Annotated in this window: 21 protein-coding genes and 2 tRNA genes; 22 read left to right on the forward strand and 1 reads right to left on the reverse strand. The window is 59.6% G+C overall.

All coding sequences use genetic code 11. From position 1 onward, the window contains the following. The first annotated feature begins 110 nt into the window (after window positions 1-110). The 8 genes from grpE to AB7M32_RS08480 all read left to right on the forward strand — a co-directional run bounded on the left by grpE (window position 111) and on the right by AB7M32_RS08480 (window position 10,589). Window positions 111-677 carry a nucleotide exchange factor GrpE gene (grpE, locus tag AB7M32_RS08445; RefSeq protein WP_092258762.1) on the forward strand — a complete coding sequence of 189 codons (567 nt, stop codon included), beginning with the start codon at window positions 111-113 and terminating at the stop codon, window positions 675-677. 101 nt (window positions 678-778) lie between these two features. After that, the gene (dnaK, locus tag AB7M32_RS08450) at window positions 779-2,695 is read left to right on the forward strand and encodes a molecular chaperone DnaK (protein ID WP_014336568.1); all 1,917 of its coding nucleotides are present in this window, start codon (window positions 779-781) and stop codon (window positions 2,693-2,695) included. A 322-nt stretch (window positions 2,696-3,017) separates the two neighbouring features. Beyond that, window positions 3,018-4,142: a molecular chaperone DnaJ gene (dnaJ, locus tag AB7M32_RS08455; protein ID WP_030139779.1), complete on the forward strand. Its 1,125-nt coding sequence runs from the start codon at window positions 3,018-3,020 to the stop codon at window positions 4,140-4,142. Between the two features lie 9 nt (window positions 4,143-4,151). Beyond that, window positions 4,152-4,958 carry a 4-hydroxy-tetrahydrodipicolinate reductase gene (gene dapB / locus AB7M32_RS08460; protein ID WP_060739225.1) on the forward strand — a complete coding sequence of 269 codons (807 nt, stop codon included), beginning with the start codon at window positions 4,152-4,154 and terminating at the stop codon, window positions 4,956-4,958. Between the two features lie 255 nt (window positions 4,959-5,213). Then, complete coding sequence (gene carA, locus AB7M32_RS08465; RefSeq protein WP_454249646.1) at window positions 5,214-6,350, forward strand: glutamine-hydrolyzing carbamoyl-phosphate synthase small subunit; 1,137 nt, start codon at window positions 5,214-5,216, stop codon at window positions 6,348-6,350. Window positions 6,351-6,455: 105 nt separating this feature from the next. Further along, window positions 6,456-9,677, forward strand: a complete 3,222-nt coding sequence (gene carB, locus AB7M32_RS08470) for a carbamoyl-phosphate synthase large subunit (protein WP_454249647.1) — start codon at window positions 6,456-6,458, stop codon at window positions 9,675-9,677. 2 nt (window positions 9,678-9,679) lie between these two features. Continuing rightward, window positions 9,680-10,156, forward strand: coding sequence for a transcription elongation factor GreA (gene greA / locus AB7M32_RS08475; RefSeq protein ID WP_030139783.1), 477 nt, complete (start codon window positions 9,680-9,682; stop codon window positions 10,154-10,156). Window positions 10,157-10,184: 28 nt separating this feature from the next. Further along, window positions 10,185-10,589, forward strand: coding sequence for an MFS transporter (locus tag AB7M32_RS08480; RefSeq protein WP_072411322.1), 405 nt, complete (start codon window positions 10,185-10,187; stop codon window positions 10,587-10,589). 10 nt (window positions 10,590-10,599) lie between these two features. On the opposite strand, the gene AB7M32_RS08485 is transcribed toward AB7M32_RS08480, so the two are convergent. Next, window positions 10,600-10,908, reverse strand: coding sequence for a YhbY family RNA-binding protein (locus AB7M32_RS08485; protein ID WP_003177852.1), 309 nt, complete (start codon window positions 10,906-10,908; stop codon window positions 10,600-10,602). A gap of 106 nt (window positions 10,909-11,014) precedes the next feature. Here AB7M32_RS08485 and rlmE point away from each other — a divergent pair, with 106 nt between their 5' ends. From rlmE to rpsO, 14 genes are all read left to right on the forward strand, one after another. Next, a complete protein-coding gene (gene rlmE / locus AB7M32_RS08490) occupies window positions 11,015-11,665 on the forward strand; it encodes a 23S rRNA (uridine(2552)-2'-O)-methyltransferase RlmE (protein WP_060739222.1) in 651 nt (216 codons plus the stop codon). Window positions 11,666-11,856: 191 nt separating this feature from the next. Beyond that, window positions 11,857-13,770 carry an ATP-dependent zinc metalloprotease FtsH gene (gene ftsH / locus AB7M32_RS08495; protein ID WP_053118351.1) on the forward strand — a complete coding sequence of 638 codons (1,914 nt, stop codon included), beginning with the start codon at window positions 11,857-11,859 and terminating at the stop codon, window positions 13,768-13,770. A gap of 8 nt (window positions 13,771-13,778) precedes the next feature. Further along, complete coding sequence (gene folP, locus AB7M32_RS08500) at window positions 13,779-14,630, forward strand: dihydropteroate synthase (RefSeq protein WP_454249648.1); 852 nt, start codon at window positions 13,779-13,781, stop codon at window positions 14,628-14,630. Window positions 14,631-14,646: 16 nt separating this feature from the next. Continuing rightward, entirely contained in the window at window positions 14,647-15,984 is a 1,338-nt protein-coding gene (glmM, locus tag AB7M32_RS08505; protein ID WP_072411318.1) for a phosphoglucosamine mutase, read from the forward strand. Between the two features lie 66 nt (window positions 15,985-16,050). After that, window positions 16,051-16,806 carry a triose-phosphate isomerase gene (gene tpiA / locus AB7M32_RS08510; RefSeq protein ID WP_060739219.1) on the forward strand — a complete coding sequence of 252 codons (756 nt, stop codon included), beginning with the start codon at window positions 16,051-16,053 and terminating at the stop codon, window positions 16,804-16,806. A gap of 4 nt (window positions 16,807-16,810) precedes the next feature. Further along, window positions 16,811-17,194 (forward strand): preprotein translocase subunit SecG, encoded by a 384-nt coding sequence (secG, locus tag AB7M32_RS08515; RefSeq protein ID WP_454252113.1) that lies wholly within the window; start codon window positions 16,811-16,813, stop codon window positions 17,192-17,194. Window positions 17,195-17,215: 21 nt separating this feature from the next. Beyond that, window positions 17,216-17,301, forward strand: a tRNA-Leu gene (locus tag AB7M32_RS08520). A 97-nt stretch (window positions 17,302-17,398) separates the two neighbouring features. After that, a tRNA-Met gene (locus tag AB7M32_RS08525) sits at window positions 17,399-17,475 on the forward strand. Window positions 17,476-17,615: 140 nt separating this feature from the next. Continuing rightward, complete coding sequence (gene rimP / locus AB7M32_RS08530) at window positions 17,616-18,074, forward strand: ribosome maturation factor RimP (RefSeq protein WP_053118762.1); 459 nt, start codon at window positions 17,616-17,618, stop codon at window positions 18,072-18,074. A gap of 59 nt (window positions 18,075-18,133) precedes the next feature. Further along, window positions 18,134-19,615, forward strand: a complete 1,482-nt coding sequence (gene nusA, locus AB7M32_RS08535; protein ID WP_003177868.1) for a transcription termination factor NusA — start codon at window positions 18,134-18,136, stop codon at window positions 19,613-19,615. 27 nt (window positions 19,616-19,642) lie between these two features. Further along, window positions 19,643-22,162, forward strand: a complete 2,520-nt coding sequence (infB, locus tag AB7M32_RS08540) for a translation initiation factor IF-2 (RefSeq protein WP_060739218.1) — start codon at window positions 19,643-19,645, stop codon at window positions 22,160-22,162. A 159-nt stretch (window positions 22,163-22,321) separates the two neighbouring features. Then, window positions 22,322-22,723 carry a 30S ribosome-binding factor RbfA gene (gene rbfA, locus AB7M32_RS08545; protein WP_454249649.1) on the forward strand — a complete coding sequence of 134 codons (402 nt, stop codon included), beginning with the start codon at window positions 22,322-22,324 and terminating at the stop codon, window positions 22,721-22,723. Between the two features lie 3 nt (window positions 22,724-22,726). Continuing rightward, the gene (gene truB / locus AB7M32_RS08550; RefSeq protein ID WP_060739216.1) at window positions 22,727-23,644 is read left to right on the forward strand and encodes a tRNA pseudouridine(55) synthase TruB; all 918 of its coding nucleotides are present in this window, start codon (window positions 22,727-22,729) and stop codon (window positions 23,642-23,644) included. A gap of 143 nt (window positions 23,645-23,787) precedes the next feature. After that, a complete protein-coding gene (gene rpsO / locus AB7M32_RS08555; protein WP_011332409.1) occupies window positions 23,788-24,057 on the forward strand; it encodes a 30S ribosomal protein S15 in 270 nt (89 codons plus the stop codon). Window positions 24,058-24,066 lie beyond the last annotated feature (9 nt).

Below are 24,066 nucleotides of genomic sequence, written 5' to 3' on the forward strand. Positions count from 1 at the left end.
TTTGTAAGGTTAATTCGTCGGGTGGCCCTTGAAGCTGGAAAACCCGGCCCCATATACCGGGGCAGAAGCGCGAGTCGAGCTCGCGGACGAAGTTGAAAGGAGAAATCTCTATGGCTGACGAACAGACGCAGGACACGCAAAATCTAGACGCCAATCAGGCCTCCCAGGATTCCGGTGAGGACCTGACGGCACGTGTACAAGTGCTCGAGGAGCAACTGGCCGGTGCGCAGGATCAGGCGTTGCGTGTAGCCGCCGACCTGCAGAATGTCCGCCGTCGCGCCGAGCAGGATGTAGAAAAGGCTCATAAATTCGCCCTGGAGCGTTTTGCCGGCGACCTGCTGCCGATCATCGACAGCCTGGAGCGCGGCCTGGAGCTGTCCAACCCGGACGACGAGAACATCCGTCCGATGCGTGAAGGCATCGAGCTGACCCTGAAAATGTTCCAGGACACCCTCAAGCGTTATCAGCTCGAAGCCCTTGATCCCCATGGCGAGCCCTTCAACGCCGAGCATCACCAGGCCATGGCGATGCAGGAAAGTGCCGACGTCGAGCCAAACAGTGTTTTGAAGGTTTTCCAGAAGGGCTATCTGCTTAATGGCCGTCTGCTGCGCCCGGCCATGGTCGTGGTCAGCAAGGCGCCGGCACCGGTTTCGCCTTCTATTGATGAGCAGGCTTGAAATCGGGCGCAGCGGCCCCATCTATAAGTCAAGCGTTTAAGTGCTACCGCAGTTAGCCACCACTGCTGCGGCAACAAAATCCAAGTTCCGGGAGAGTTAACATGGGCAAGATTATCGGCATCGACCTGGGGACCACCAACTCGTGCGTCTCCGTGCTGGAAAACGGCAAAGCCAAGGTTATTGAAAACGCTGAAGGCGCGCGTACCACGCCGTCGATCATCGCGTACGCCAATGATGGCGAAATTCTGGTTGGCCAGTCGGCCAAGCGTCAGGCAGTGACCAATCCGCATAACACCCTGTACGCGGTGAAGCGTCTGATCGGTCGCAAGTTCGACGAAGAAGTCGTTCAGAAAGACATCAAGATGGTGCCTTACAAAATCGCCAAGGCTGACAACGGCGACGCCTGGGTTGAAGTGAACGGCCAGAAAATGGCACCGCCACAGATCTCGGCTGAAATCCTCAAGAAAATGAAGAAAACCGCCGAAGACTACCTCGGCGAAGCGGTGACCGAGGCGGTCATCACAGTTCCTGCCTATTTCAACGACAGCCAGCGCCAGGCGACCAAAGACGCCGGCCGCATCGCGGGCCTGGACGTAAAACGTATCATCAACGAACCGACCGCGGCCGCTCTGGCCTACGGTATGGACAAGGCCAAGGGCGACCACACCGTGATCGTCTACGACCTGGGTGGCGGTACCTTCGACGTCTCCGTGATCGAGATCGCTGAAGTCGACGGCGAGCACCAGTTCGAAGTACTGGCAACCAATGGTGACACGTTCCTCGGTGGTGAAGACTTCGACATCCGCCTGATCGACTACCTTGTCGACGAGTTCAAGAAAGAAAGCGGCATGAACCTCAAGGGTGACCCGCTGGCCATGCAGCGCCTGAAAGAAGCCGCTGAAAAAGCCAAGATCGAACTGTCCTCGAGCCAGTCGACCGACGTGAACCTGCCGTACATCACTGCAGACGCCACAGGTCCTAAGCACCTGAACGTAAAAATCTCCCGCGCCAAGCTCGAAGCGCTGGTGGAAGACCTGGTTCAGCGCACCATCGAACCTTGCCGCATTGCCATGAAAGACGCCGGTATCGACGTTGGCTCGATCAACGACGTGATCCTGGTGGGCGGCCAGACTCGTATGCCGCTGGTGCAGAAACTGGTCACCGACTTCTTCGGCAAAGAAGCCCGCAAGGACGTGAACCCGGACGAAGCTGTTGCCATGGGTGCTGCCATCCAGGGCGCTGTTCTGGCCGGTGACGTGAAGGACGTTCTGCTGCTCGACGTCAGCCCGCTGACCCTGGGTATCGAAACCATGGGCGGCGTGATGACCGCGCTGATCGAGAAAAACACCACGATTCCTACCAAGAAATCCCAGGTGTTCTCGACGGCCGACGACAACCAGGGCGCCGTGACCATCCACGTGCTGCAGGGTGAGCGCAAGCAGGCTGCCCAGAACAAATCCCTGGGCAAGTTCGACCTGGCCGAGATTCCACCAGCGCCACGTGGTGTGCCACAAATCGAAGTGACCTTCGACATCGACGCCAACGGCATCCTGCACGTCGGCGCGAAAGACAAGGCCACCGGCAAGACCCAGTCGATCGTGATCAAGGCCAACTCCGGCCTGTCCGAGGAAGAGATTCAGCAGATGGTACGCGATGCTGAAGTCAACGCCGAGGAAGACCGCAAGTTCGAAGAGCTGGCCAGCGCCCGCAACCAGGGCGATGCCTTGGTGCACTCGACCCGCAAGATGATCGCCGATGCTGGCGAAAAAGTGACTGCGGAAGAGAAAACCGCCATTGAAGCGGCCGTGGTTGCCCTGGAAGCCGCTGTGAAAGGTGACGACAAGGCAGCCATCGAGGCGAAGATCGAAGAGTTGTCCAAGGTCTCGGCTCCCGTGGCTCAGAAGATGTACGCCGAACAGGCTCAGCCTGCCGAAGGCGCGGCTGCCCAGGGCGAGTCGGCCGAGAAAGCTGACGACGTTGTCGACGCTGAGTTCGAAGAAGTGAAAGACCACAAGTAATCGCTTGTTGGTCGGCCGGTTGACTGCACTTGTGCGGTGGCTGGTAGGATGTCGCCGCGCGGGGGCTTGCTCCCGCGTTGGCGTGTCTGGAGCTAGGGAATTTTTACAGCATGCGACAGTGTTCGGATGTTGGCGGTGCGTTCGGGAATGCTCCTGCTTTCCGGCGATGGGCACTGCGTTTTGGCCGGGGCCCTGGCTGAAATATTTAAAGACCAGGATCGTTGAATTGACGTGAGTTGGGTCCGGGCCTGTATTGGGGCTCAACGAGTTTGGCAAGGTTCAGGAGAGGTTTGCCGGACGTCCTATAAGAGTGCAAAGACTAATGGCGAAGCGTGATTTTTACGAAGTATTGGGTGTCGAGCGGGGGGCCAGCGAGGCAGAGCTGAAAAAGGCTTATCGTCGCCTGGCGATGAAGCACCACCCGGACCGTAATCCCGGCGACAAAGCGTCGGAAGAGATGTTCAAGGAAGCCAACGAGGCTTACGAGGTTCTGTCCGATTCCAGCAAGCGCGCGGCCTACGACCAGTACGGGCATGCCGGTGTCGACCCGAGCATGGGCGGCGGCGGTGCCGGTTTCGGCGGCCAGAACTTCTCCGATATTTTCGGCGACGTGTTCAGTGATTTCTTCGGCGGCGGTCGCGGCGGTGCCCGTGGTGGCGCCCAGCGTGGCAGTGACTTGCGCTACACGTTGGAGCTGAACCTGGAAGAAGCGGTGCGCGGTACCACCGTCAATATCCGTGTGCCGACATTGGTCAATTGCAAGCCGTGCGATGGCTCGGGTGCAAAGAAGGGCTCCTCGCCCGTGACCTGCCCGACTTGCGGTGGCATCGGCCAGGTTCGCATGCAGCAGGGCTTCTTCTCGGTCCAGCAGACCTGCCCGCGTTGCCATGGCCAAGGCAAGATCATTTCCGACCCGTGCGACTCCTGCCATGGCGAAGGGCGTGTCGAAGAGTACAAGACGCTGTCGGTCAAAGTGCCGGCCGGTGTCGACACCGGTGACCGCATTCGCCTGTCCGGCGAAGGCGAGGCGGGTGCCCAGGGTGGCCCGACTGGCGACCTGTATGTGGTCATCAACGTGCGCGAGCATGCGATTTTCCAGCGCGACGGCAAGCACCTGTTCTGCGAAGTGCCGATCAGCTTCGTCGATGCGGCCTTGGGTGGCGAGCTCGAGATCCCGACCCTCGACGGTCGCGTGAAGCTGAAAATCCCCGAGGGCACGCAGACCGGCAAGCAGTTCCGGATTCGTGGCAAAGGCGTCGCGCCAGTGCGTGGCGGTGGTGCGGGTGACCTGATGTGCCGTGTGGCGGTGGAGACACCGGTCAACCTGAGTCGGCGTCAACGTGAGTTGTTGGAAGAGTTCCGCAGCTCGCTGGCGGATGACAACAGTCACTCCCCGAAAACCACCGGTTGGTTCGAAGGCGTGAAGCGCTTCTTCGGCGACCTGTAAGGAGTTCGCATGCGACGTATAGCTGTGATGGGCGCTGCGGGGCGCATGGGTAAGGCGCTGGTCGAGGCGGTGCAGCAGCGCTCGCCGCTCTCCGGCCTGACGGCGGCCATCGTTCGGCCCGACAGTACGTTGGTGGGCGCCGATGCTGGCGAGCTGGCTTCGCTGGGGCGTATCGGTGTGCCGATGTCTGGTGGCCTGGAGAAGGTGCTTGACGAGTTCGATGTACTGATCGACTTCACCCTGCCGGACGTGATGCTGAAAAACCTCGCGATCTGTCGCAAGCATGGCAAGGCCATGGTGATTGGCACCACGGGACTGGATGCTGCGCAGAAGCAACTGCTGGCCGAGGCGGGCAACGACATTGCAATCGTGTTCGCGGCGAACTTCAGTGTGGGGGTGAACCTGTCGCTGAAGCTGCTGGACATGGCGGCCCGGGTCTTGGGTGACGATGCCGATATCGAAATCATCGAAGCGCATCACCGGCACAAGATCGACGCACCTTCAGGAACGGCCTTGCGCATGGGTGAAGTGATTGCCGATGCGCTGGGGCGTGATCTGCAGAAAGTCGCCGTGTATGGGCGTGAAGGGCATACCGGTGCCCGTGAGCGCGACACCATCGGTTTCGCCACTGTGCGCGGTGGTGATGTGGTAGGTGATCACACGGTGTTGTTCGCCACTGAAGGCGAGCGCCTGGAGATCACCCACAAGGCTTCCAGCCGGATGACCTTCGCCAAGGGCGCAGTACGTGCCGCGCTGTGGCTGGATGGCCGCGAGCCTGGTTTGTACGACATGCAGGACGTTCTCGACCTGCGTTGATGCCATTGAGGACGGGGTTCAGGTTATACTGCGCCCCGTTTTACACCGCTTCGCGACGACCTGTCGCATTCCCCTGCCTTTAAGGCTCATTAGCGGTGGACCAAAAAAGCCTTTTTCTGTAAGCTACAGCTTTAGTGTGTCCACTAAAAGCGCGCAGAATAATTCAGTGAACAAGCGGGGTGACGTGTCCATACGTCACTCCGCTTTTTTACAACCTGCGATCGCCCTTTCAGGCTTTATTTACGGGAGGTCTTCTTGACTAAGCCAGCCATACTCGCCCTTGCTGATGGCAGCATTTTTCGCGGCGAAGCCATTGGAGCCAACGGTCAGACCGTTGGTGAGGTGGTGTTTAACACCGCAATGACCGGCTATCAGGAAATTCTTACCGATCCTTCCTACGCCCAGCAAATCGTTACCCTGACTTACCCGCACATCGGCAACACCGGCACCACGCCGGAAGACGCCGAGTCCGATCGTGTCTGGTCCGCCGGCCTGGTCATCCGTGACTTGCCGCTGGTAGCGAGCAACTGGCGTAACACGATGTCCCTGTCCGATTACCTGAAAGCCAACAACGTCGTGGCGATCGCCGGTATCGACACGCGCCGCCTGACCCGCATCCTTCGGGAAAAAGGCGCGCAGAACGGCTGCATCATGGCTGGCGACAACATTTCCGAAGAAGCCGCCATTGCCGCTGCCCAGGGCTTCCCGGGCCTCAAGGGCATGGACCTGGCGAAAGTTGTCAGCACCAAGAAGCAGTACGAATGGCGCTCCACGGTCTGGGACCTGAAGACCGACAGTCACGCGACGATCGAGGCTTCCGAGCTGCCCTACCACGTGGTGGCGTACGATTACGGCGTCAAGCTGAACATCCTGCGCATGCTGGTCGAGCGTGGCTGCCGCGTCACCGTGGTACCGGCCCAGACCCCGGCCGCCGATGTCCTGGCCCTCAAGCCCGACGGCGTGTTCCTGTCCAACGGCCCGGGTGACCCGGAGCCGTGCGACTACGCGATCCAGGCGATCAAGGAGGTGCTGGAAACCGAGATCCCGGTGTTCGGTATCTGCCTCGGTCACCAGTTGCTGGCTCTGGCTTCGGGCGCCAAGACCTTGAAAATGGGCCACGGCCACCACGGTGCCAACCACCCGGTGCAGGACCTGGATACCGGCGTGGTGATGATCACCAGCCAGAACCACGGTTTTGCGGTGGACGAGGCGACCCTGCCGGCCAACGTGCGTGCGATTCACAAGTCGCTGTTCGACGGCACGCTGCAAGGTATCGAGCGTACCGACAAGAGCGCGTTCAGCTTCCAGGGCCACCCTGAAGCGAGCCCGGGCCCGAACGATGTGGCGCCGCTGTTCGATCGCTTCATCAACGAGATGGCCAAGCGACGCTGACCGCGTGAAGCCCGAGGGCGGCCCCGAGTGCGGCGGCCCCTTCGGGCGCTTCAAAGATTGTTCGACGGCCTAGCCGACTGACCTGCGGATTTGAGTGACAAACCCATGCCAAAACGTACAGACATAAAAAGCATCCTGATTCTCGGCGCTGGCCCGATCGTGATCGGTCAGGCCTGCGAATTCGACTACTCCGGCGCCCAGGCCTGTAAAGCCCTGCGCGAAGAGGGTTACCGCGTCATCCTGGTGAACTCCAACCCGGCCACCATCATGACCGACCCGGCCATGGCCGACGCCACCTACATCGAGCCGATCAAGTGGCAGACCGTTGCCAAGATCATCGAGAAGGAACGCCCGGACGCGCTGCTGCCGACCATGGGTGGCCAGACCGCGCTGAACTGCGCCCTGGACCTGGAGCGCGAAGGCGTCCTGGAGAAGTTCGGTGTGGAAATGATCGGCGCCAACGCCGACACCATCGACAAGGCCGAAGACCGTTCGCGCTTCGACAAGGCGATGAAATCCATCGGCCTGGACTGCCCTCGCTCGGGCATCGCCCACAGCATGGAAGAGGCCAACGCCGTCCTGGAACGCCTCGGCTTCCCGTGCATCATCCGTCCGTCCTTCACCATGGGCGGCACCGGTGGTGGCATCGCCTACAACCGTGAAGAATTCGAAGAAATCTGCGCCCGTGGTCTCGACTTGTCGCCGACCAAGGAACTGCTGATCGACGAATCCCTGATCGGCTGGAAAGAATACGAAATGGAAGTTGTCCGCGACAAAAAGGACAACTGCATCATCGTCTGCTCCATCGAAAACTTTGACCCGATGGGCGTGCACACCGGCGACTCGATCACCGTCGCACCGGCCCAGACCCTGACCGACAAGGAATACCAGATCCTGCGTAACGCCTCCCTGGCGGTACTGCGCGAGATCGGCGTGGAAACCGGCGGCTCCAACGTCCAGTTCGGCATCTGCCCGAACACCGGTCGCATGGTGGTCATCGAGATGAATCCGCGGGTCTCCCGTTCGTCTGCCCTGGCGTCCAAGGCCACCGGTTTCCCGATTGCCAAGGTCGCGGCCAAGCTGGCCGTGGGCTACACCCTGGACGAGCTGTCGAACGACATCACCGGCGGCAAGACCCCGGCGTCCTTCGAACCGTCCATCGACTACGTCGTCACCAAGCTGCCACGCTTCGCCTTCGAGAAGTTCGCCAAGGCCGATGCCCGCCTGACCACCCAAATGAAGTCGGTCGGCGAAGTCATGGCCATCGGCCGGACCTTTCAGGAGTCCCTGCAGAAAGCCCTGCGCGGCCTGGAAGTGGGCGTCTGTGGCCTCGATCCGAAGCTGGATCTGAACGACCCGGAAAGCATGAGCGTGCTCAAGCGCGAGCTTACCGTGCCGGGTGCCGAGCGCATCTGGTACGTGGCCGATGCCTTCCGCGCCGGCATGACCGTCGAGCAGATCTTCGGCATGAACATGATCGACCCTTGGTTCCTGGTGCAGATCGAAGATCTGATCAAGGAAGAAGAGAAGGTCAAGACCCTGGGCATGTCCAGTATCAATCGCGACATGATGTTCCGCCTCAAGCGCAAAGGTTTCTCCGACATGCGCCTGGCCAAGCTGTTGGGTGTGACCGAGAAGAGCTTGCGCGCCCATCGCCACAAGCTGGATGTGTTCCCGGTCTACAAACGCGTCGACACCTGCGCGGCCGAGTTCGCCACCGATACCGCCTACCTGTACTCCACGTACGAAGAAGAGTGCGAAGCCGCGCCATCGACCCGGGACAAGATCATGATCCTGGGTGGCGGTCCCAACCGGATCGGCCAGGGCATCGAGTTCGACTACTGCTGCGTACACGCGGCATTGGCCCTGCGCGACGACGGTTACGAGACCATCATGGTCAACTGCAACCCGGAAACCGTGTCCACCGACTACGACACCTCCGATCGCCTGTACTTCGAGCCAGTGACCCTGGAAGACGTGCTGGAAATCGTCCGCGTCGAGAAACCAAAAGGCGTGATCGTCCAGTACGGCGGCCAGACCCCGCTGAAACTGGCTCGTGCCCTTGAAGCCGCCGGCGTGCCGATCATCGGTACCAGCCCGGATGCGATCGACCGCGCCGAAGACCGTGAGCGCTTCCAGCAGATGGTCGAGCGCCTGAACCTGCGTCAGCCGCCAAACGCCACTGTGCGCAGCGAAGACGAAGCGATTCGTGCCGCCGCCAAGATCGGTTACCCACTGGTGGTGCGTCCGTCCTATGTACTGGGCGGCCGTGCGATGGAGATTGTCTATCAGGAAGACGAACTCAAGCGCTACCTGCGCGAAGCGGTCCAGGTGTCCAACGACAGCCCGGTGCTGCTGGACCACTTCCTCAACTGCGCCATCGAAATGGACGTGGACGCGGTCAGCGACGGCAAGGACGTGGTGATCGGCGCAATCATGCAACACATCGAGCAGGCCGGTGTTCACTCCGGTGACTCCGCCTGTTCGCTGCCGCCTTACTCGCTGCCGGCGCACATCCAGGACGAAATGCGCGAGCAGGTCAAGAAAATGGCCCTGGAGCTGGGCGTCGTCGGCCTGATGAACGTGCAACTGGCCCTGCAGGGCGAAGACATCTACGTCATCGAAGTCAACCCGCGCGCTTCCCGGACGGTGCCGTTCGTCTCCAAGTGCATCGGCGTTTCCCTGGCGATGATCGCGGCGCGAGTCATGGCTGGCAAAACCCTGAAAGAGCTGAACTTCACCAAAGAAATCATTCCGAACTTCTACAGCGTGAAAGAGGCGGTGTTCCCGTTCGCCAAGTTCCCTGGCGTGGACCCGATCCTCGGCCCGGAAATGAAGTCCACCGGTGAAGTGATGGGCGTGGGCGATACCTTCGGTGAGGCGTTTGCCAAGGCCCAGATGGGCGCCAGCGAAGTGTTGCCGACGGGCGGCACGGCGTTCATCAGTGTGCGTGATGACGACAAGCCACTGGTTGCAGGCGTGGCCCGTGATCTGATCAACTTGGGCTTTGAAGTGGTCGCCACGGCTGGTACCGCCAAGCTGATCGAAGCGGCAGGCCTGAAAGTGCGCCGCGTGAACAAGGTGACCGAGGGGCGTCCGCACGTGGTCGACATGATCAAGAATGACGAAGTCACGCTGATCATCAACACCACCGAGGGTCGTCAATCGATCGCCGATTCCTACTCCATTCGTCGCAATGCGCTGCAGCACAAGATCTACTGCACCACGACCATTGCGGCAGGCGAAGCGATCTGCGAAGCGCTCAAGTTCGGTCCCGAGAAGACCGTACGTCGCTTGCAGGATCTACATGCAGGATTGAAGGCATGAGCATAACCAAGTACCCGATGACTGTTCAGGGCGCGAAGGCCCTGGAAGAAGAACACGCTTTCCTGACCAAGGTCGAGCGCCCGCGCTTGAGCCAGGCTATCGGTGAAGCGCGTGAGCTGGGCGATCTCAAGGAAAACGCCGAATACCACGCTGCCCGAGAGGAGCAGGGGATGGTCGAGGCCCGTGTCCGTGATATCGAGGGCCGCATGCAGAATGCGGTGATCATCGATGTCACGACGATTCCACATACCGGCAAAGTGATTTTCGGCACCACGGTGGAAATCGCCAACGTCGAGACCGATGAAAGCGTGACTTACCAGATCGTTGGCGAGGACGAGGCAGACATCAAGCTCGGCAAGATTTCCGTCGGTTCACCCATCGCTCGTGCCTTGATTGCCAAGGAAGAGGGCGATGTGGTGGCGGTGAAGACACCGGGTGGTGTCATCGAGTATGAGATTGTCGAAGTCCGTCACATCTGAACGAAGGCGCCCGCTGCGAGCGGGTGCCATGATCTGGCAGCTCACCCAGATGTTGTGGGTGGGCGGCGTCTGGTTGCTGCACATCGGTTTGCTGCCGGTGCTGGGTCGAGTAGGCCTGGCACCGCTGCTCATCGATGAAATCGCAGGTATGCTGACGGCGCTGCTGGTGGGTTTTTCCGCGGCGTGCGTAATATCTCAGGCGTTGGTGCTGGTTCAGGCCGAGGGCCTTGCCAGTCTATGGCGCGACATTCGTGGGCAATTGCTGCTCATGTCGTTGTACGCGTGCGGGATGTTCTTTGCCGTGCAGCTCGGCTGGCCGGATGCGAGCCGGTGGCAGGTATTCAGTTACCTGGTGCTGGGTTTTTCCGGGTTGGTGCTGGTGTTGCAGCCGGTTCCCGGATGGAGCGGCAGGGTGTGCGAGGCACACCCTTGACCCTTTGGCATCACTTGAAGCGGTGAACGTTCGACAGTTGCTTGTTGACGCTGAAATTCTTGCGATAAATCAGCGCCATCTTGCCGATGACCTGCACCAGGTCTGCCTTGCCGGTCTTGCACAATTCGGCAACGGCAGCCAGGCGGGCTTCGCGATCGAGGATGTTGAGCTTGATCTTGATCAGCTCGTGATCGCCCAGGGCGCGTTCCAGTTCGGCGAGTACACCTTCAGTCAAACCGTTGTCAGCCACAGTCAAAACCGGTTTCAGATGGTGGCCAATGGATTTGTATTGTTTCTTCTGCTCTTGAGTGAGCGGCATAATCTGACCCCTGCGTCTGATCTTGTAAAAAGCGGCGGCCAGTTTACCCGAGCAAGTCCGGGACCGCCCACTTAATCACGACCCGTTTTATTTTTAGAGGTGGCCCGTGGCCCGTTCCAAGACTAGCCAGAACTGGCTCAGAGAGCATTTCAACGATCCGTACGTCAAAATGGCGCAAAAAGACGGCTATCGCTCTCGTGCCAGTTATAAATTGCTGGAGATCCAGGAAAAGGATCGCCTGATCCGTCCAGGCATGACCGTGATCGACCTCGGCGCGGCGCCGGGCGGCTGGTCTCAAGTCACCAGTCGTCTGATTGGTGGTCAGGGCCGCTTGATCGCTTCCGACATCCTGGAAATGGACAGCATCCCTGATGTGACCTTTATCCAAGGCGATTTCACGGAGGACGCGGTACTGGCGAAAATCCTGGAAGCCGTCGGAAATACGCAAGTCGACCTTGTGATTTCCGATATGGCCCCCAATATGAGTGGATTAGCGGCTGTCGACATGCCTCGTGCCATGTTCCTCAGCGAGCTGGCCCTGGATCTTGCCGGGCGGGTTTTGCGTCCAGGCGGTGATTTTCTGATCAAGGTCTTCCAGGGTGAAGGCTTCGACGAATACCACAAGGGCATCCGCAAGTTGTTCGACAAGGTGCAGATGCGCAAGCCATTGTCGTCCCGTGACCGTTCTCGCGAGCAGTATCTGCTGGCGCGGGGGTTTCGCGGTGTTGAAGGCGCGGCCAGTGATGAGCGTCTTTGAGCAGGGCGATAGTTTTTTTTGTCTCGCATTGAAAAAGCCGCGTAACCAAAATTATGCGGTCAAAGTTTCACAAAGGGTTACAGACGGCGCCTGCCAGAGTCGTAGGTAATGTAGTAAGTTAGGCCGGTGAATATCATGCGAAGCGCGCGCCAGTAGCGGAGCTTGCTTCAGAGGGTAGTTAATTGAACGATATGGCAAAGAATCTGATCCTGTGGTTGATCATCGCCGCTGTCCTGGTGACCGTGATGAACAACTTCTCCAGCCCTAACGAGCCGCAGACCCTCAACTATTCCGACTTCATCCAGCAGGTCAAGGATGGCAAGGTCGAGCGCGTAGCCGTTGATGGCTATGTAATTACCGGCAAGCGCACCGATGGCGACAGCTTCAAGACCATTCGTCCGGCAATCCAGGACAATGGCCTGATTGGCGACCTGGTGGACAACCATGTCGTGGTCGAAGGCAAGCAGCCTGAGCAGCAAAGCATCTGGACCCAACTCCTGGTGGCCAGCTTCCCGATCCTGGTGATCATCGCCGTGTTCATGTTCTTCATGCGCCAGATGCAGGGCGGTGGCGGTGGCAAAGGCGGGCCGATGAGCTTTGGCAAGAGCAAGGCCCGGCTACTTTCCGAAGACCAGGTGAAAACTACCCTGGCCGATGTCGCAGGTTGCGACGAAGCCAAGGAAGAAGTGGGCGAACTGGTTGAGTTCCTGCGCGATCCGGGCAAGTTCCAGCGCCTGGGCGGTCGTATTCCACGCGGCGTGCTGATGGTAGGTCCGCCAGGTACCGGTAAAACCTTGCTGGCCAAGGCGATTGCCGGTGAAGCCAAGGTGCCGTTCTTCACTATTTCCGGTTCCGACTTCGTCGAAATGTTCGTCGGCGTGGGCGCCAGTCGTGTCCGCGACATGTTCGAACAGGCCAAGAAACACGCACCGTGCATCATCTTCATCGACGAAATCGACGCCGTTGGTCGCCATCGTGGCGCCGGCATGGGTGGCGGTCACGACGAGCGCGAGCAGACGCTCAACCAGTTGCTGGTCGAGATGGACGGTTTCGAAATGAACGACGGCATCATCGTGATCGCTGCCACCAACCGTCCTGACGTGCTCGACCCTGCGCTGTTGCGTCCAGGTCGTTTCGACCGCCAGGTCGTGGTGGGACTGCCGGACATTCGTGGTCGCGAGCAGATCCTCAAGGTCCATATGCGCAAGGTGCCGATGGGCGACGACGTCGCTCCGGCCGTCATCGCGCGTGGCACGCCGGGCTTTTCCGGTGCCGACCTGGCGAACCTGGTCAACGAAGCGTCGCTGTTCGCCGCTCGTACCGGCAAGCGCGTCGTGGAAATGAAGGAATTCGAGCTGGCCAAGGACAAGATCATGATGGGCGCGGAGCGCAAATCCATGGTCATGTCGGAGAAAGAAAAGCAGAACACCGCGTACCACGAGGCAGGTCACGCGATCGTCGGTCGTGTCGTGCCCGAGCATGATCCGGTCTACAAGGTCTCGATCATTCCGCGCGGTCGTGCCCTGGGCGTGACCATGTTCCTGCCGGAAGAGGATCGCTATAGCCTGTCCAAGCGTGCATTGATCAGCCAGATCTGTTCCTTGTACGGCGGTCGTATCGCTGAAGAGATGACGTTGGGCTTCGACGGTGTGACCACGGGGGCTTCCAACGACATCATGCGCGCCAGTCAGATCGCTCGGAACATGGTCACCAAGTGGGGCCTGTCCGAGAAGCTGGGGCCGCTGATGTATGCCGAAGAAGAAGGGGAAGTGTTCCTCGGTCGTGGTGGCGGTGGCCAGCATGCAAGCTTCTCCGGCGAGACGGCCAAGCTGATCGACTCCGAGGTGCGCAGCATCATCGACCAGTGCTATGGCACTGCCCGGCAGATCCTCACGGACAACCGTGACAAGCTCGATGCCATGGCCGATGCCCTGATGAAGTACGAAACCATCGATGCCGAGCAGATCGACGACATCATGGCGGGTCGCGAGCCTCGCGAGCCTCGTGACTGGTCGGGCGGTGGTACCGGTACCTCCGGTACACCTCCGGCGGTACAGGGGGAGCGTCCGGAAACACCGATTGGCGGTCCGGCCGCTGATGTCTAAGGCTTGAAATGACTTCTGTTCAGTCCTCGACCCGGTTGCCTTGCGGCAACCGGGTTCTTGATTTGGCCCATGCACATGTCATGGGCATTCTCAATGTCACGCCTGATTCCTTTTCCGATGGTGGTCGATTCAGCCAGCTCGATGCTGCGCTACGGCATGCCGAGGCCATGGTGGCCGCTGGCGCGACGCTGATCGATGTGGGGGGGGAGTCGACCCGGCCGGGTGCACGCGCGGTTTCGCCCACCGAAGAGTTGGAGCGGGTGGCGCCGATTGTCGAGCGCATCCATCGCGAACTCGATGTCATTATCTCGGTCGATACGTCCACGCCTGCGGTCATGCGCGAGACTGCGCGACTGGGAGCGGGCCTGATCAATGATGTTCGCTCCTTGCAGCGCGATGGTGCCCTGGATGCCGCGGCGGCCACCGGGTTGCCGGTATGCCTGATGCATATGCTCGGCGAGCCGGGGACCATGCAGAACGACCCGCACTATGATGATGTGACCAGGGAGGTGGGTGAATTCCTGGCGGCGCGTCTGGACCAATGTGCTGCCGTGGGCATTCCCGCCGAGCGGATCATTCTTGATCCCGGGTTCGGCTTTGCCAAGACATTGGCGCACAACCTGAGCCTGTTCAAACATATGGAAGCCTTGCACGCCCTGGGGCGGCCCCTGTTGGTTGGGGTCTCGCGAAAGAGCATGATAGGCAATGCCCTGGGTCGCCCCGTGGGCGAGCGCCTGTATGGTGGTCTCGCCCTTGCGGCCTTGGCCCTTGCCAAAGGTGCACGCATATTGCGCGTGCACGATGTAGCCGAAACGATGGATGTCGTGCGGATGATCGCAGCTGTGGATTCAGCCGAATAAGAATGACGGAGCACTTATGAGCAAGAAATACTTTGGCACCGACGGTATTCGTGGTCGGGTCGGCGAATACCCTATTACCCCTGATTTCATGCTCAAGCTCGGCTGGGCGGCAGGCATGGCGTTCCGCAAGATGGGCGCCTGCAAGGTGCTGGTCGGCAAGGACACGCGAATTTCCGGCTACATGTTCGAATCGGCGCTTGAGGCCGGCCTGACGTCGGCGGGCGCCGATGTGATGCTGCTGGGCCCGATGCCGACGCCGGCCATCGCCTACCTGACCCGTACGTTCCAGGCCCAGGCAGGCATCGTGATCAGCGCCTCGCACAACCCCCATGATGACAACGGCATCAAGTTCTTCTCCGGCCAGGGTACCAAGCTGCCGGATGATATCGAGCTGATGATCGAGGAGTTGCTGGACACGCCGATGACCGTGGTCGAGTCGAGCAAGATCGGCAAGGTGTCGCGGATCAACGATGCATCGGGTCGCTACATCGAGTTCTGCAAAGGCAGCGTGCCCACCGGTACGAGCTTTTCCGGCCTGAAAATTGTTGTCGATTGTGCTCATGGCGCCACCTATAAAGTCGCGCCGAGCGTCTTTCGCGAGTTGGGTGCCGACGTGGTGGTGCTTTCCGCCCAGCCTAATGGCCTGAACATCAACCACAACTGTGGTTCCACCCATACCGAGGCGTTGCAGGCCGCAGTGCTGGCCGAACAGGCCGATCTCGGCATCGCCTTCGATGGCGACGGTGATCGGGTCCTGATGGTCGATCACACCGGTACGGTCGTCGATGGTGACGAACTGCTGTTCATCATCGCTCGTGACCTGCATGGGCGCGGCAAGTTGCAGGGCGGTGTGGTCGGCACCCTGATGAGCAACCTCGGGCTTGAACTGGCCCTGGCGGACCTGGATATCCCGTTCGTGCGGGCCAACGTGGGCGACCGCTACGTGATTTCGGAGTTGCTGGAGCGCAATTGGGTGATCGGGGGCGAGAACTCCGGCCACATCGTGTGCTTCGACCATACCACTACCGGTGATGCGATCATTGCCGCCCTGCAGGTGCTGATGGCGCTCAAGGCGCGCAACGAAGGGCTCGCACAGTCGCGCCAGGCATTGCGTAAATGCCCGCAAGTGTTGATCAACGTGCGTTTCGGCGGCGGTGCAAACCCTCTCGAGCATGCGCAGGTCAAGCAGGCCAGCGAGCGTGTGACAGAGGCGATGGCGGGACGTGGGCGCGTGTTGTTGCGCAAGTCCGGCACAGAGCCTTTGGTGCGTGTCATGGTCGAAGGCGAGGACGAAGCGCAAGTTCGCGGTTATGCCGAAGAGCTGGCAAAACTGGTTACTGAAGTTTCTGCCTGAATTCGGCTTGCCAGTCATGAATCGGTTGGGTAACATCTGCGCCCACTTTGACCGACGAGGTACAGCATGCGTCGCCCTATGGTAGCTGGTAACTGGAAGATGCACGGTACCCGCGCCAGCGTCGCTGAGCTGATCAATGGCCTTCGTCATCTGGCCTTGCCAAGCGGTGTTGATGTCGCGGTATTCCCGCCTTGCTTGTATATCAATCAAGTGATTGATGGCTTGAAAGGCAAGTCGATTTCGGTCGGCGCGCAGAACTCTGCGGTGGAATCCATGCAAGGTGCGTTGACCGGTGAGATTGCACCGAGTCAGTTGGTGGATGCAGGTTGCTCCCTGGTCCTGGTTGGACATTCCGAGCGTCGCCAGATCATGGGCGAGCAGGACAAGACCTTGATCCGCAAGTTTGCTGCGGCCCAGGCCTGTGGTCTGATTCCGGTGTTGTGCGTAGGGGAAACCCTCGCGCAGCGTGAAGCCGGCAAGACCCTTGAAGTTGTCGGGCGTCAGCTGGGCAGCATCATCGAAGACCTGGGTGTCGGTGCTTTTGCAAAGGCAGTCATTGCCTACGAGCCGGTCTGGGCCATTGGTACCGGGCTGACGGCTTCGCCGCAACAGGCGCAGGATGTGCATGCAGCCATTCGCGCGCAATTGGCGGAAGAGAATTCTGAAGTGGCACGAGGTGTGCGGCTTCTATACGGCGGCAGCGTGAAGGCGGCCAATGCGGCCGAACTGTTCGGCATGCCGGATATCGATGGGGGGCTCATTGGTGGAGCGTCCCTGAATGCAGATGAGTTCGGTGCGATCTGTCGCGCCGCGGGAAACTGAAAAAATGCTGGAAACAGTCGTAGTCGTTTTTCATCTGCTGGGTGCACTGGGCGTAGTTGCTCTCGTATTGCTGCAGCAGGGTAAAGGTGCGGATGCTGGTGCGTCTTTCGGTGCAGGTGCTTCAAATACTGTGTTCGGAGGCCAAGGTTCCTCTACCTTTCTTAGTAAGTTTACTGCTATACTTGCCGCCGGTTTCTTCATAACCAGCTTGGGGTTAGGTTACTTTGCTAAAGAGAAAGCTCACGAGCTGACTCAAGTAGGTTTGCCAAACCCAGCGGTACTGGAGGCGCCCAAGCAACAACCGGCTTCTGATGATGTCCCGGTGCTTCAAGAGCAAAAGTCGGCCAACCCGGCGACTGACGTGCCTCCAGCTCAAGAGCAGAAGTAAGAAGGTTTCAAACGTTGTATTGCCGAGGTGGTGGAATTGGTAGACACGCAACCTTGAGGTGGTTGTGCCCATAGGGTGTAGGGGTTCGAGTCCCCTTCTCGGTACCAATTATCAGGAGAGCCCGCAATTGCGGGCTTTCTTGTAGGTGGAAGGGTTACATTGACCCTGTAAAGGATCGGTCGTATACTTCCGCCCCAGCTTTGTCGCGGGATGGAGCAGTCTGGTAGCTCGTCGGGCTCATAACCCGAAGGTCGTCGGTTCAAATCCGGCTCCCGCAACCAGTTTCAGGGGCCCCTTCCAAGGGGCTTTTTGTTAGCTGGACACTTTATAACGCCGCTATTCGACGGCGTTTCAGGGATGGGCGATTCGCCCATTTTTTTTTATTTGCACAGCATGCACAAACATGCACGAGGGGGTTCAGGTGTCGAGCAAGCTAGAACAGTTGCAGGCCTTGTTGGCCCCGGTGGTCGTGGCCCTTGGCTATGAATGCTGGGGTATTGAGTTTTCGGCTCAAGGTCGCCACTCACTGTTGCGCGTTTATATCGATAAGGAAGGCGGCGTGTTGGTGGATGACTGCGCCATCGTCAGCCGTCAGATCAGCGGTGTACTGGATGTCGAAGATCCAATCACCTCCGAATACACCCTTGAAGTTTCCTCGCCTGGCATGGAGCGCCCCCTGTTCACACTTGAACAGTTCGCTTTGTTTGCCGGTGAACAAGTGAAGATCAAGCTGCGCTCGCCTTTCGAAGGTCGACGCAACTTCCAAGGCCTTCTGCGCGGTGTAGAAGAGCAGGACGTCGTGGTGCAGGTAGATGACCATGAGTTCCTGTTGCCGATCGATATGATCGACAAGGCCAACATTATTCCCAGTTTTGACTGATACGTGCCAGATACTGCGGATCCCGCGGATCCAATGGCTTGCGAAAGGCGAGGCGTACGATGAGCAAAGAAGTACTGCTGGTTGTTGAGTCGGTATCCAATGAAAAGGGCGTACCGGCTAACGTTATTTTTGAAGCGCTGGAGCTGGCTCTGGCCACTGCTACCAAGAAGCGGTTCGAAGACGAAGTTGATTTGCGTGTGGAGATCAATCGCCACACGGGTGCCTACGAGACTTTCCGTCGGTGGACGGTCGTCGAGGAAGCCGACCTGGACGATCCGGCTATCGAAACCTGGCCGAGCAAGGTTGCAGAAACGCATCCGGGCGCCAAGGTGGGTGATGTCGTCGAAGAAAAGATCGAGTCCATCGAATTCGGTCGCATCGCTGCACAGACGGCCAAGCAGGTCATCGTGCAGAAAGTTCGCGAAGCCGAGCGTGCGCAAGTCGTCGACGCTTATCGCGAGCGCCTGGGGGAAATCATCTCCGGCACCGTGAAAAAAGTGACCCGCGACAATGTGATCGTCGACCTGGGCAACAACGCCGAAGCGTTGCTGGCTCGCGAAGACATCATCTCTCGCGAAACTTTCCGGGTTGGCGTGCGTTTGCGTGCGCTGCTCAAGGAAATCCGCACCGAGAACCGGGGCCCGCAGCTGATCCTGTCGCGTACAGCGCCGGAAATGCTGATCGAGTTGTTCCGCATCGAAGTGCCGGAAATTGCTGAAGGCCTGATCGAAGTCATGGCCGCCTCCCGTGATCCGGGTTCGCGTGCCAAGATCGCGGTCCGCTCCAAGGACAAGCGCATCGACCCGCAAGGTGCCTGCATCGGCATGCGTGGTTCGCGTGTCCAGGCCGTATCCGGCGAGTTGGGCGGCGAGCGCGTGGACATCGTCCTGTGGGACGACAACCCGGCTCAGTTCGTGATCAATGCCATGTCGCCTGCTGAAGTGGCGGCAATTATCGTCGACGAAGATGCCCACGCCATGGACATCGCCGTTGGCGCAGACAATCTGGCTCAGGCCATCGGTCGCGGTGGTCAGAACGTGCGTCTGGCCAGCCAATTGACTGGCTGGACCCTGAACGTGATGACCGAATCGGACATCCAGGCTAAACAGCAAGCTGAAACCGGCGACATCCTGCGCAACTTCATCGAAGAGCTTGAAGTCGATGAAGAGCTGGCACAGGTGCTGGTGGATGAAGGCTTTACCAGCCTGGAAGAGATTGCCTACGTACCGGTGGAGGAAATGCTCAACATCGACGGCTTTGACGAGGAAATCGTCAACGAGCTTCGCGCTCGGGCCAAGGATCGTTTGTTGACCAAAGCCATCGCTACTGAGGAAAAGCTGGCAGACGCCCATCCGGCCGAAGACCTGCTCTCGCTTGAGGGCATGGACAAGGATTTGGCGATGGAACTGGCGGTGCGCGGCGTAATTACCCGCGAAGACCTGGCCGAGCAGTCTATTGACGATCTGCTCGACATCGACGGCATTGACGATGATCGTGCCGGCAAGTTGATCATGGCCGCCCGAGCCCACTGGTTCGAGTAATTAGGCGCGGCCTGAGGAGAGAAGTGCATGACGCAAGTCACGGTGAAACAACTGGCCGATGAGGTCAAAACACCGGTAGAGCGCCTGTTGCAGCAGATGCGTGAGGCAGGTCTGCCGCACACCGCCGCCGAGGAACATGTGACCGACAGTGAGAAGCAGTCCCTGCTGACTCACTTGAAGAGCAGTCACAAGGCTAAAGTGGAAGAACCGCGCAAGATCACTCTGCAGCGTAAAACCACCAGCACCCTGCGTGTTGCCGGTAGCAAAAGCATCAGCGTTGAAGTACGCAAGAAGAAAGTCTTCGTACAACGCAGCCCGGAAGAAATCGAAGCCGAGCGCAAACGCGAACAGGAAGAACGTCGCGCAGTAGAAAATGCTGCTCGTCAGAAGGCTGAAGAAGAAGCCAAGCGTCGCGCCGAAGAAGAAGCGCGCCGCCAGCCTGCTGCTGCGCAAACCGCTCCGGTAGAAGCCGTCGAGGCTGTTGCCCCGGTCGCCGAACCTGTGCGCGAAGCGGCTCCAGTCGTGGCACCAGCGCCGGCTCCAGCCGACACTCGCAAGCGCGACGAACAGCGTCGTCCGGACAAACCACGTGCCGACGACAACCGTCGTGGCAGTGGCGATGGCGAGCGCAAGAACGCGCCTCATCGTGCGTCGGTCAAGGAAAAGGCTCCAGCACCTCGTGTTGCGCCACGTACCACCGACGAGGAAAGCGATGGCTTCCGTCGCGGCGGTCGCGGCAAGGCCAAGCTGAAGAAACGCAACGCCCACGGTTTCCAGAGCCCTACCGGCCCTGTCGTGCGTGAAGTGAAGATCGGCGAGACCATCACTGTGGGCGATCTGGCCCAGCAGATGTCGGTCAAGGCTGCTGAAATCATCAAGTTCATGTTCAAGCTGGGCACGCCAGCCACCATCAACCAGGTACTGGACCAGGAAACTGCCCAACTGGTTGCTGAAGAGTTGGGCCACAAAGTGACCCTGGTCAGCGACACCGCCCTGGAAGATTCCCTGGCCGAGTCCCTGAAGTTTGAAGGTGAGGCGGTTTCCCGTGCACCGGTCGTGACCGTCATGGGCCACGTCGACCACGGTAAAACCTCCCTGCTCGACTACATTCGTCGTGCGAAGGTGGCAGCCGGTGAAGCGGGCGGCATTACCCAGCACATCGGTGCCTACCACGTTGAAACCGACCGCGGCATGGTGACGTTCCTCGACACCCCGGGTCACGCCGCGTTTACCGCAATGCGTGCCCGTGGTGCCAAGGCGACCGACATCGTGATCCTGGTGGTTGCAGCGGACGACGGCGTCATGCCGCAAACCATCGAAGCCGTTCAGCATGCCCAGGCAGCTGGCGTGCCGCTGGTGGTTGCAGTGAACAAGATCGACAAGCCGGGCGCCGATCTCGATCGCATCCGCAGCGAACTGTCGGTCCACGGCGTGACCTCCGAGGAGTGGGGTGGTGACACGCCATTCGTTCCGGTCTCGGCGAAGATGGGTACCGGCGTTGACGAACTGCTCGAAGCCGTTCTGTTGCAAGCCGAGGTTCTGGAACTCACCGCTACGCCTTCGGCTCCTGGCCGTGGTGTGGTCGTTGAGTCCCGTCTCGACAAGGGCCGTGGCCCGGTGGCGACCGTCCTGGTCCAGGACGGTACCCTGCGTCAAGGCGACATGGTGCTGGTCGGCTCGAACTATGGCCGCGTGCGCGCCATGCTCGACGAGAACGGCAAGTCCATCAAGGAAGCCGGTCCGGCTATCCCGGTCGAGATTCTCGGCCTGGACGGCACCCCGGATGCTGGCGACGAGATGAGCGTTGTGGCTGACGAGAAGAAAGCCCGTGAAGTGGCTCTGTTCCGTCAAGGCAAGTTCCGCGAAGTCAAACTGGCTCGTGCTCACGCCGGCAAGCTGGAAAACATCTTCGAGAACATGGGTCAGGAAGAGAAGAAGACGCTCAACATCGTCCTCAAATCCGACGTCCGTGGTTCCCTCGAAGCGTTGAACGGCGCCTTGAATGGCCTGGGTAACGACGAAGTGCAAGTGCGTGTGGTCGGCGGCGGTGTCGGTGGTATCACCGAATCCGATGCCAACCTGGCACTGGCTTCCAACGCTGTACTGTTCGGCTTCAACGTGCGTGCCGATGCCGGCGCTCGCAAGATCGTCGAGCAGGAAGGCCTGGATATGCGTTACTACAACGTGATCTACGACATCATCGAAGACGTCAAGAAAGCGTTGACCGGTATGCTGGGCAGCGACGTGCGGGAGAACATCCTGGGCGTGGCCGAGGTTCGCGACGTGTTCCGTTCGCCGAAGTTTGGCGCTATCGCCGGTTGCATGGTGATCGAGGGTGTCGTTCACCGTAACCGTCCGATCCGTGTACTGCGTGAAGACATCGTGATCTTCGAAGGCGAGCTGGAATCCCTGCGCCGCTTCAAGGATGACGCTTCCGAAGTACGTGCCGGCATGGAGTGCGGTATTGGCGTCAAGAGCTACAACGACGTCAAGGTCGGCGACAAGATCGAAGTCTTCGAGAAGGTCCAGGTTGCTCGCAGCCTCTAACTCGCGCACTTCAAGAGCCGCACCGGGCAGTCGCATGAACATGCACTGCCTGGCTGGCGGACTCTAAACGCAACGCCCGGTCTGGCTCTTGCCAGGCCGGGCGTTTGCCGCTTTCAGACCTCGCGGGTTTCACCGTGGGGCAGTAACAGGTAACAAGACATGGCAAAAGAATACAGCCGTACCCAACGAATCGGCGATCAGATGCAGCGCGAGCTGGCCCAACTGATCCGTCGCGAAGTCAAAGACCCGCGCGTCGGCCTGGTCACCATCACCGCAGTGGAAGTCAGCCGTGACGTCGGTCACGCCAAGATCTTCATGACCGTGATGGGGCAGGACAGCGCCGAAGAAATCGCCCAGAGCATCAAGGTGCTCAACTCGGCCGCCGGCTTCCTGCGTATGCAGCTGGCCCGGGAGATGAAGCTGCGCAGCGTCCCACAGTTGCACTTCCACTACGACGAAAGCGTCGCACGGGGTGCGCATCTGTCGGCACTGATCGAGCGCGCCGTGGCGCAAGACAGCCAGCACCCGGTTGCGGCTGACCCCGAAGACACCAAGGAGTAATCGGTGGCTCAGGTCAAACGTATCCGTCGTAACGTCAGCGGTATCATCCTGCTCGACAAGCCGCTGGGGTTCACCTCCAACGCGGCGTTGCAGAAGGTTCGCTGGCTGCTCAATGCTGAAAAGGCCGGGCACACCGGTAGTCTCGATCCGCTGGCCACCGGCGTGCTGCCGCTGTGCTTTGGCGAGGCGACCAAGTTTTCCCAGTACCTGCTCGATTCCGACAAGGGTTATGAAACCCTGGCGCAATTGGGCAAGACCACCACCACGGCGGATGCCGAAGGTGAGGTTTTGCTGGAGCGCCCGGTGACCGTTGGTCAGGCGGATATCGAAGCGGTCTTGCCGGGTTTTCGCGGGCAAATCAGCCAGATACCGCCGATGTACTCCGCTTTGAAGCGTGATGGGCAGCCGTTGTATAAACTGGCCCGTGCAGGCGAAGTAGTGGAGCGTGAACCGCGTTCTGTTACTATTGCGCGCTTGGAATTGCTGGCCTTTGACGGTAATACTGCGCGGCTGGCCGTAGATTGCAGCAAAGGCACCTATATCCGGACCCTGGTGGAGGATATCGGTGAGCAGCTCGGCTGTGGCGCGTACGTGGCAGAATTGCGACGGACCCAGGCCGGGCCTTTCACGTTGGCCCAGACGGTCACGCTGGAAGAGCTTGAAGCGGTGCATGCCGAAGGCGGCAACGAAGCGGTCGACCGTTTCCTGATGCCATCGGACAGCGGGTTGCTGGATTGGCCGCTCTTGCAGTTCTCGGAACACAGTGCGTTCTACTGGCTCAACGGCCAGCCGGTACGCGCCCCGGATGCGCCGAAGTTCGGCATGGTTCGGGTACAGGATCACAACGGTCGCTTCATCGGTATCGGTGAAGTGAGCGAAGACGGGCGCATTGCGCCGCGTCGATTGATTCGGTCGGAATGACCGGAACCAGCCTGCGTAACAGTAGGTTGGCGAGTGTGGCTGTTAACAGGCACGGTCACTACTCATTTATAGATACAGGGATTTGTCCCTGGCCTGTTGAAGCTGTTTCCTCGGAACAGTTTCCTGACTAGAAGGATTGCCTCATGGCTCTCGACGTTCAAGAAAAAGCTCAAATCGTAGCTGACTACCAGCAAGCTGTTGGTGACACTGGTTCGCCAGAAGTGCAAGTTGCACTGCTGACCGCCAACATCAACAAACTGCAAGGTCACTTCAAGGCCAACGGTAAGGATCACCACTCCCGTCGTGGTCTGATCCGCATGGTAAACCAGCGTCGTAAGCTGCTGGACTACCTGAAAGGCAAGGACGTGAGCCGTTACAGCGCTCTGATCGCTCGCCTGGGTCTGCGTCGCTAATAAGCGATT

This window comes from Pseudomonas sp. R151218B TE3479, assembly GCF_053629195.1.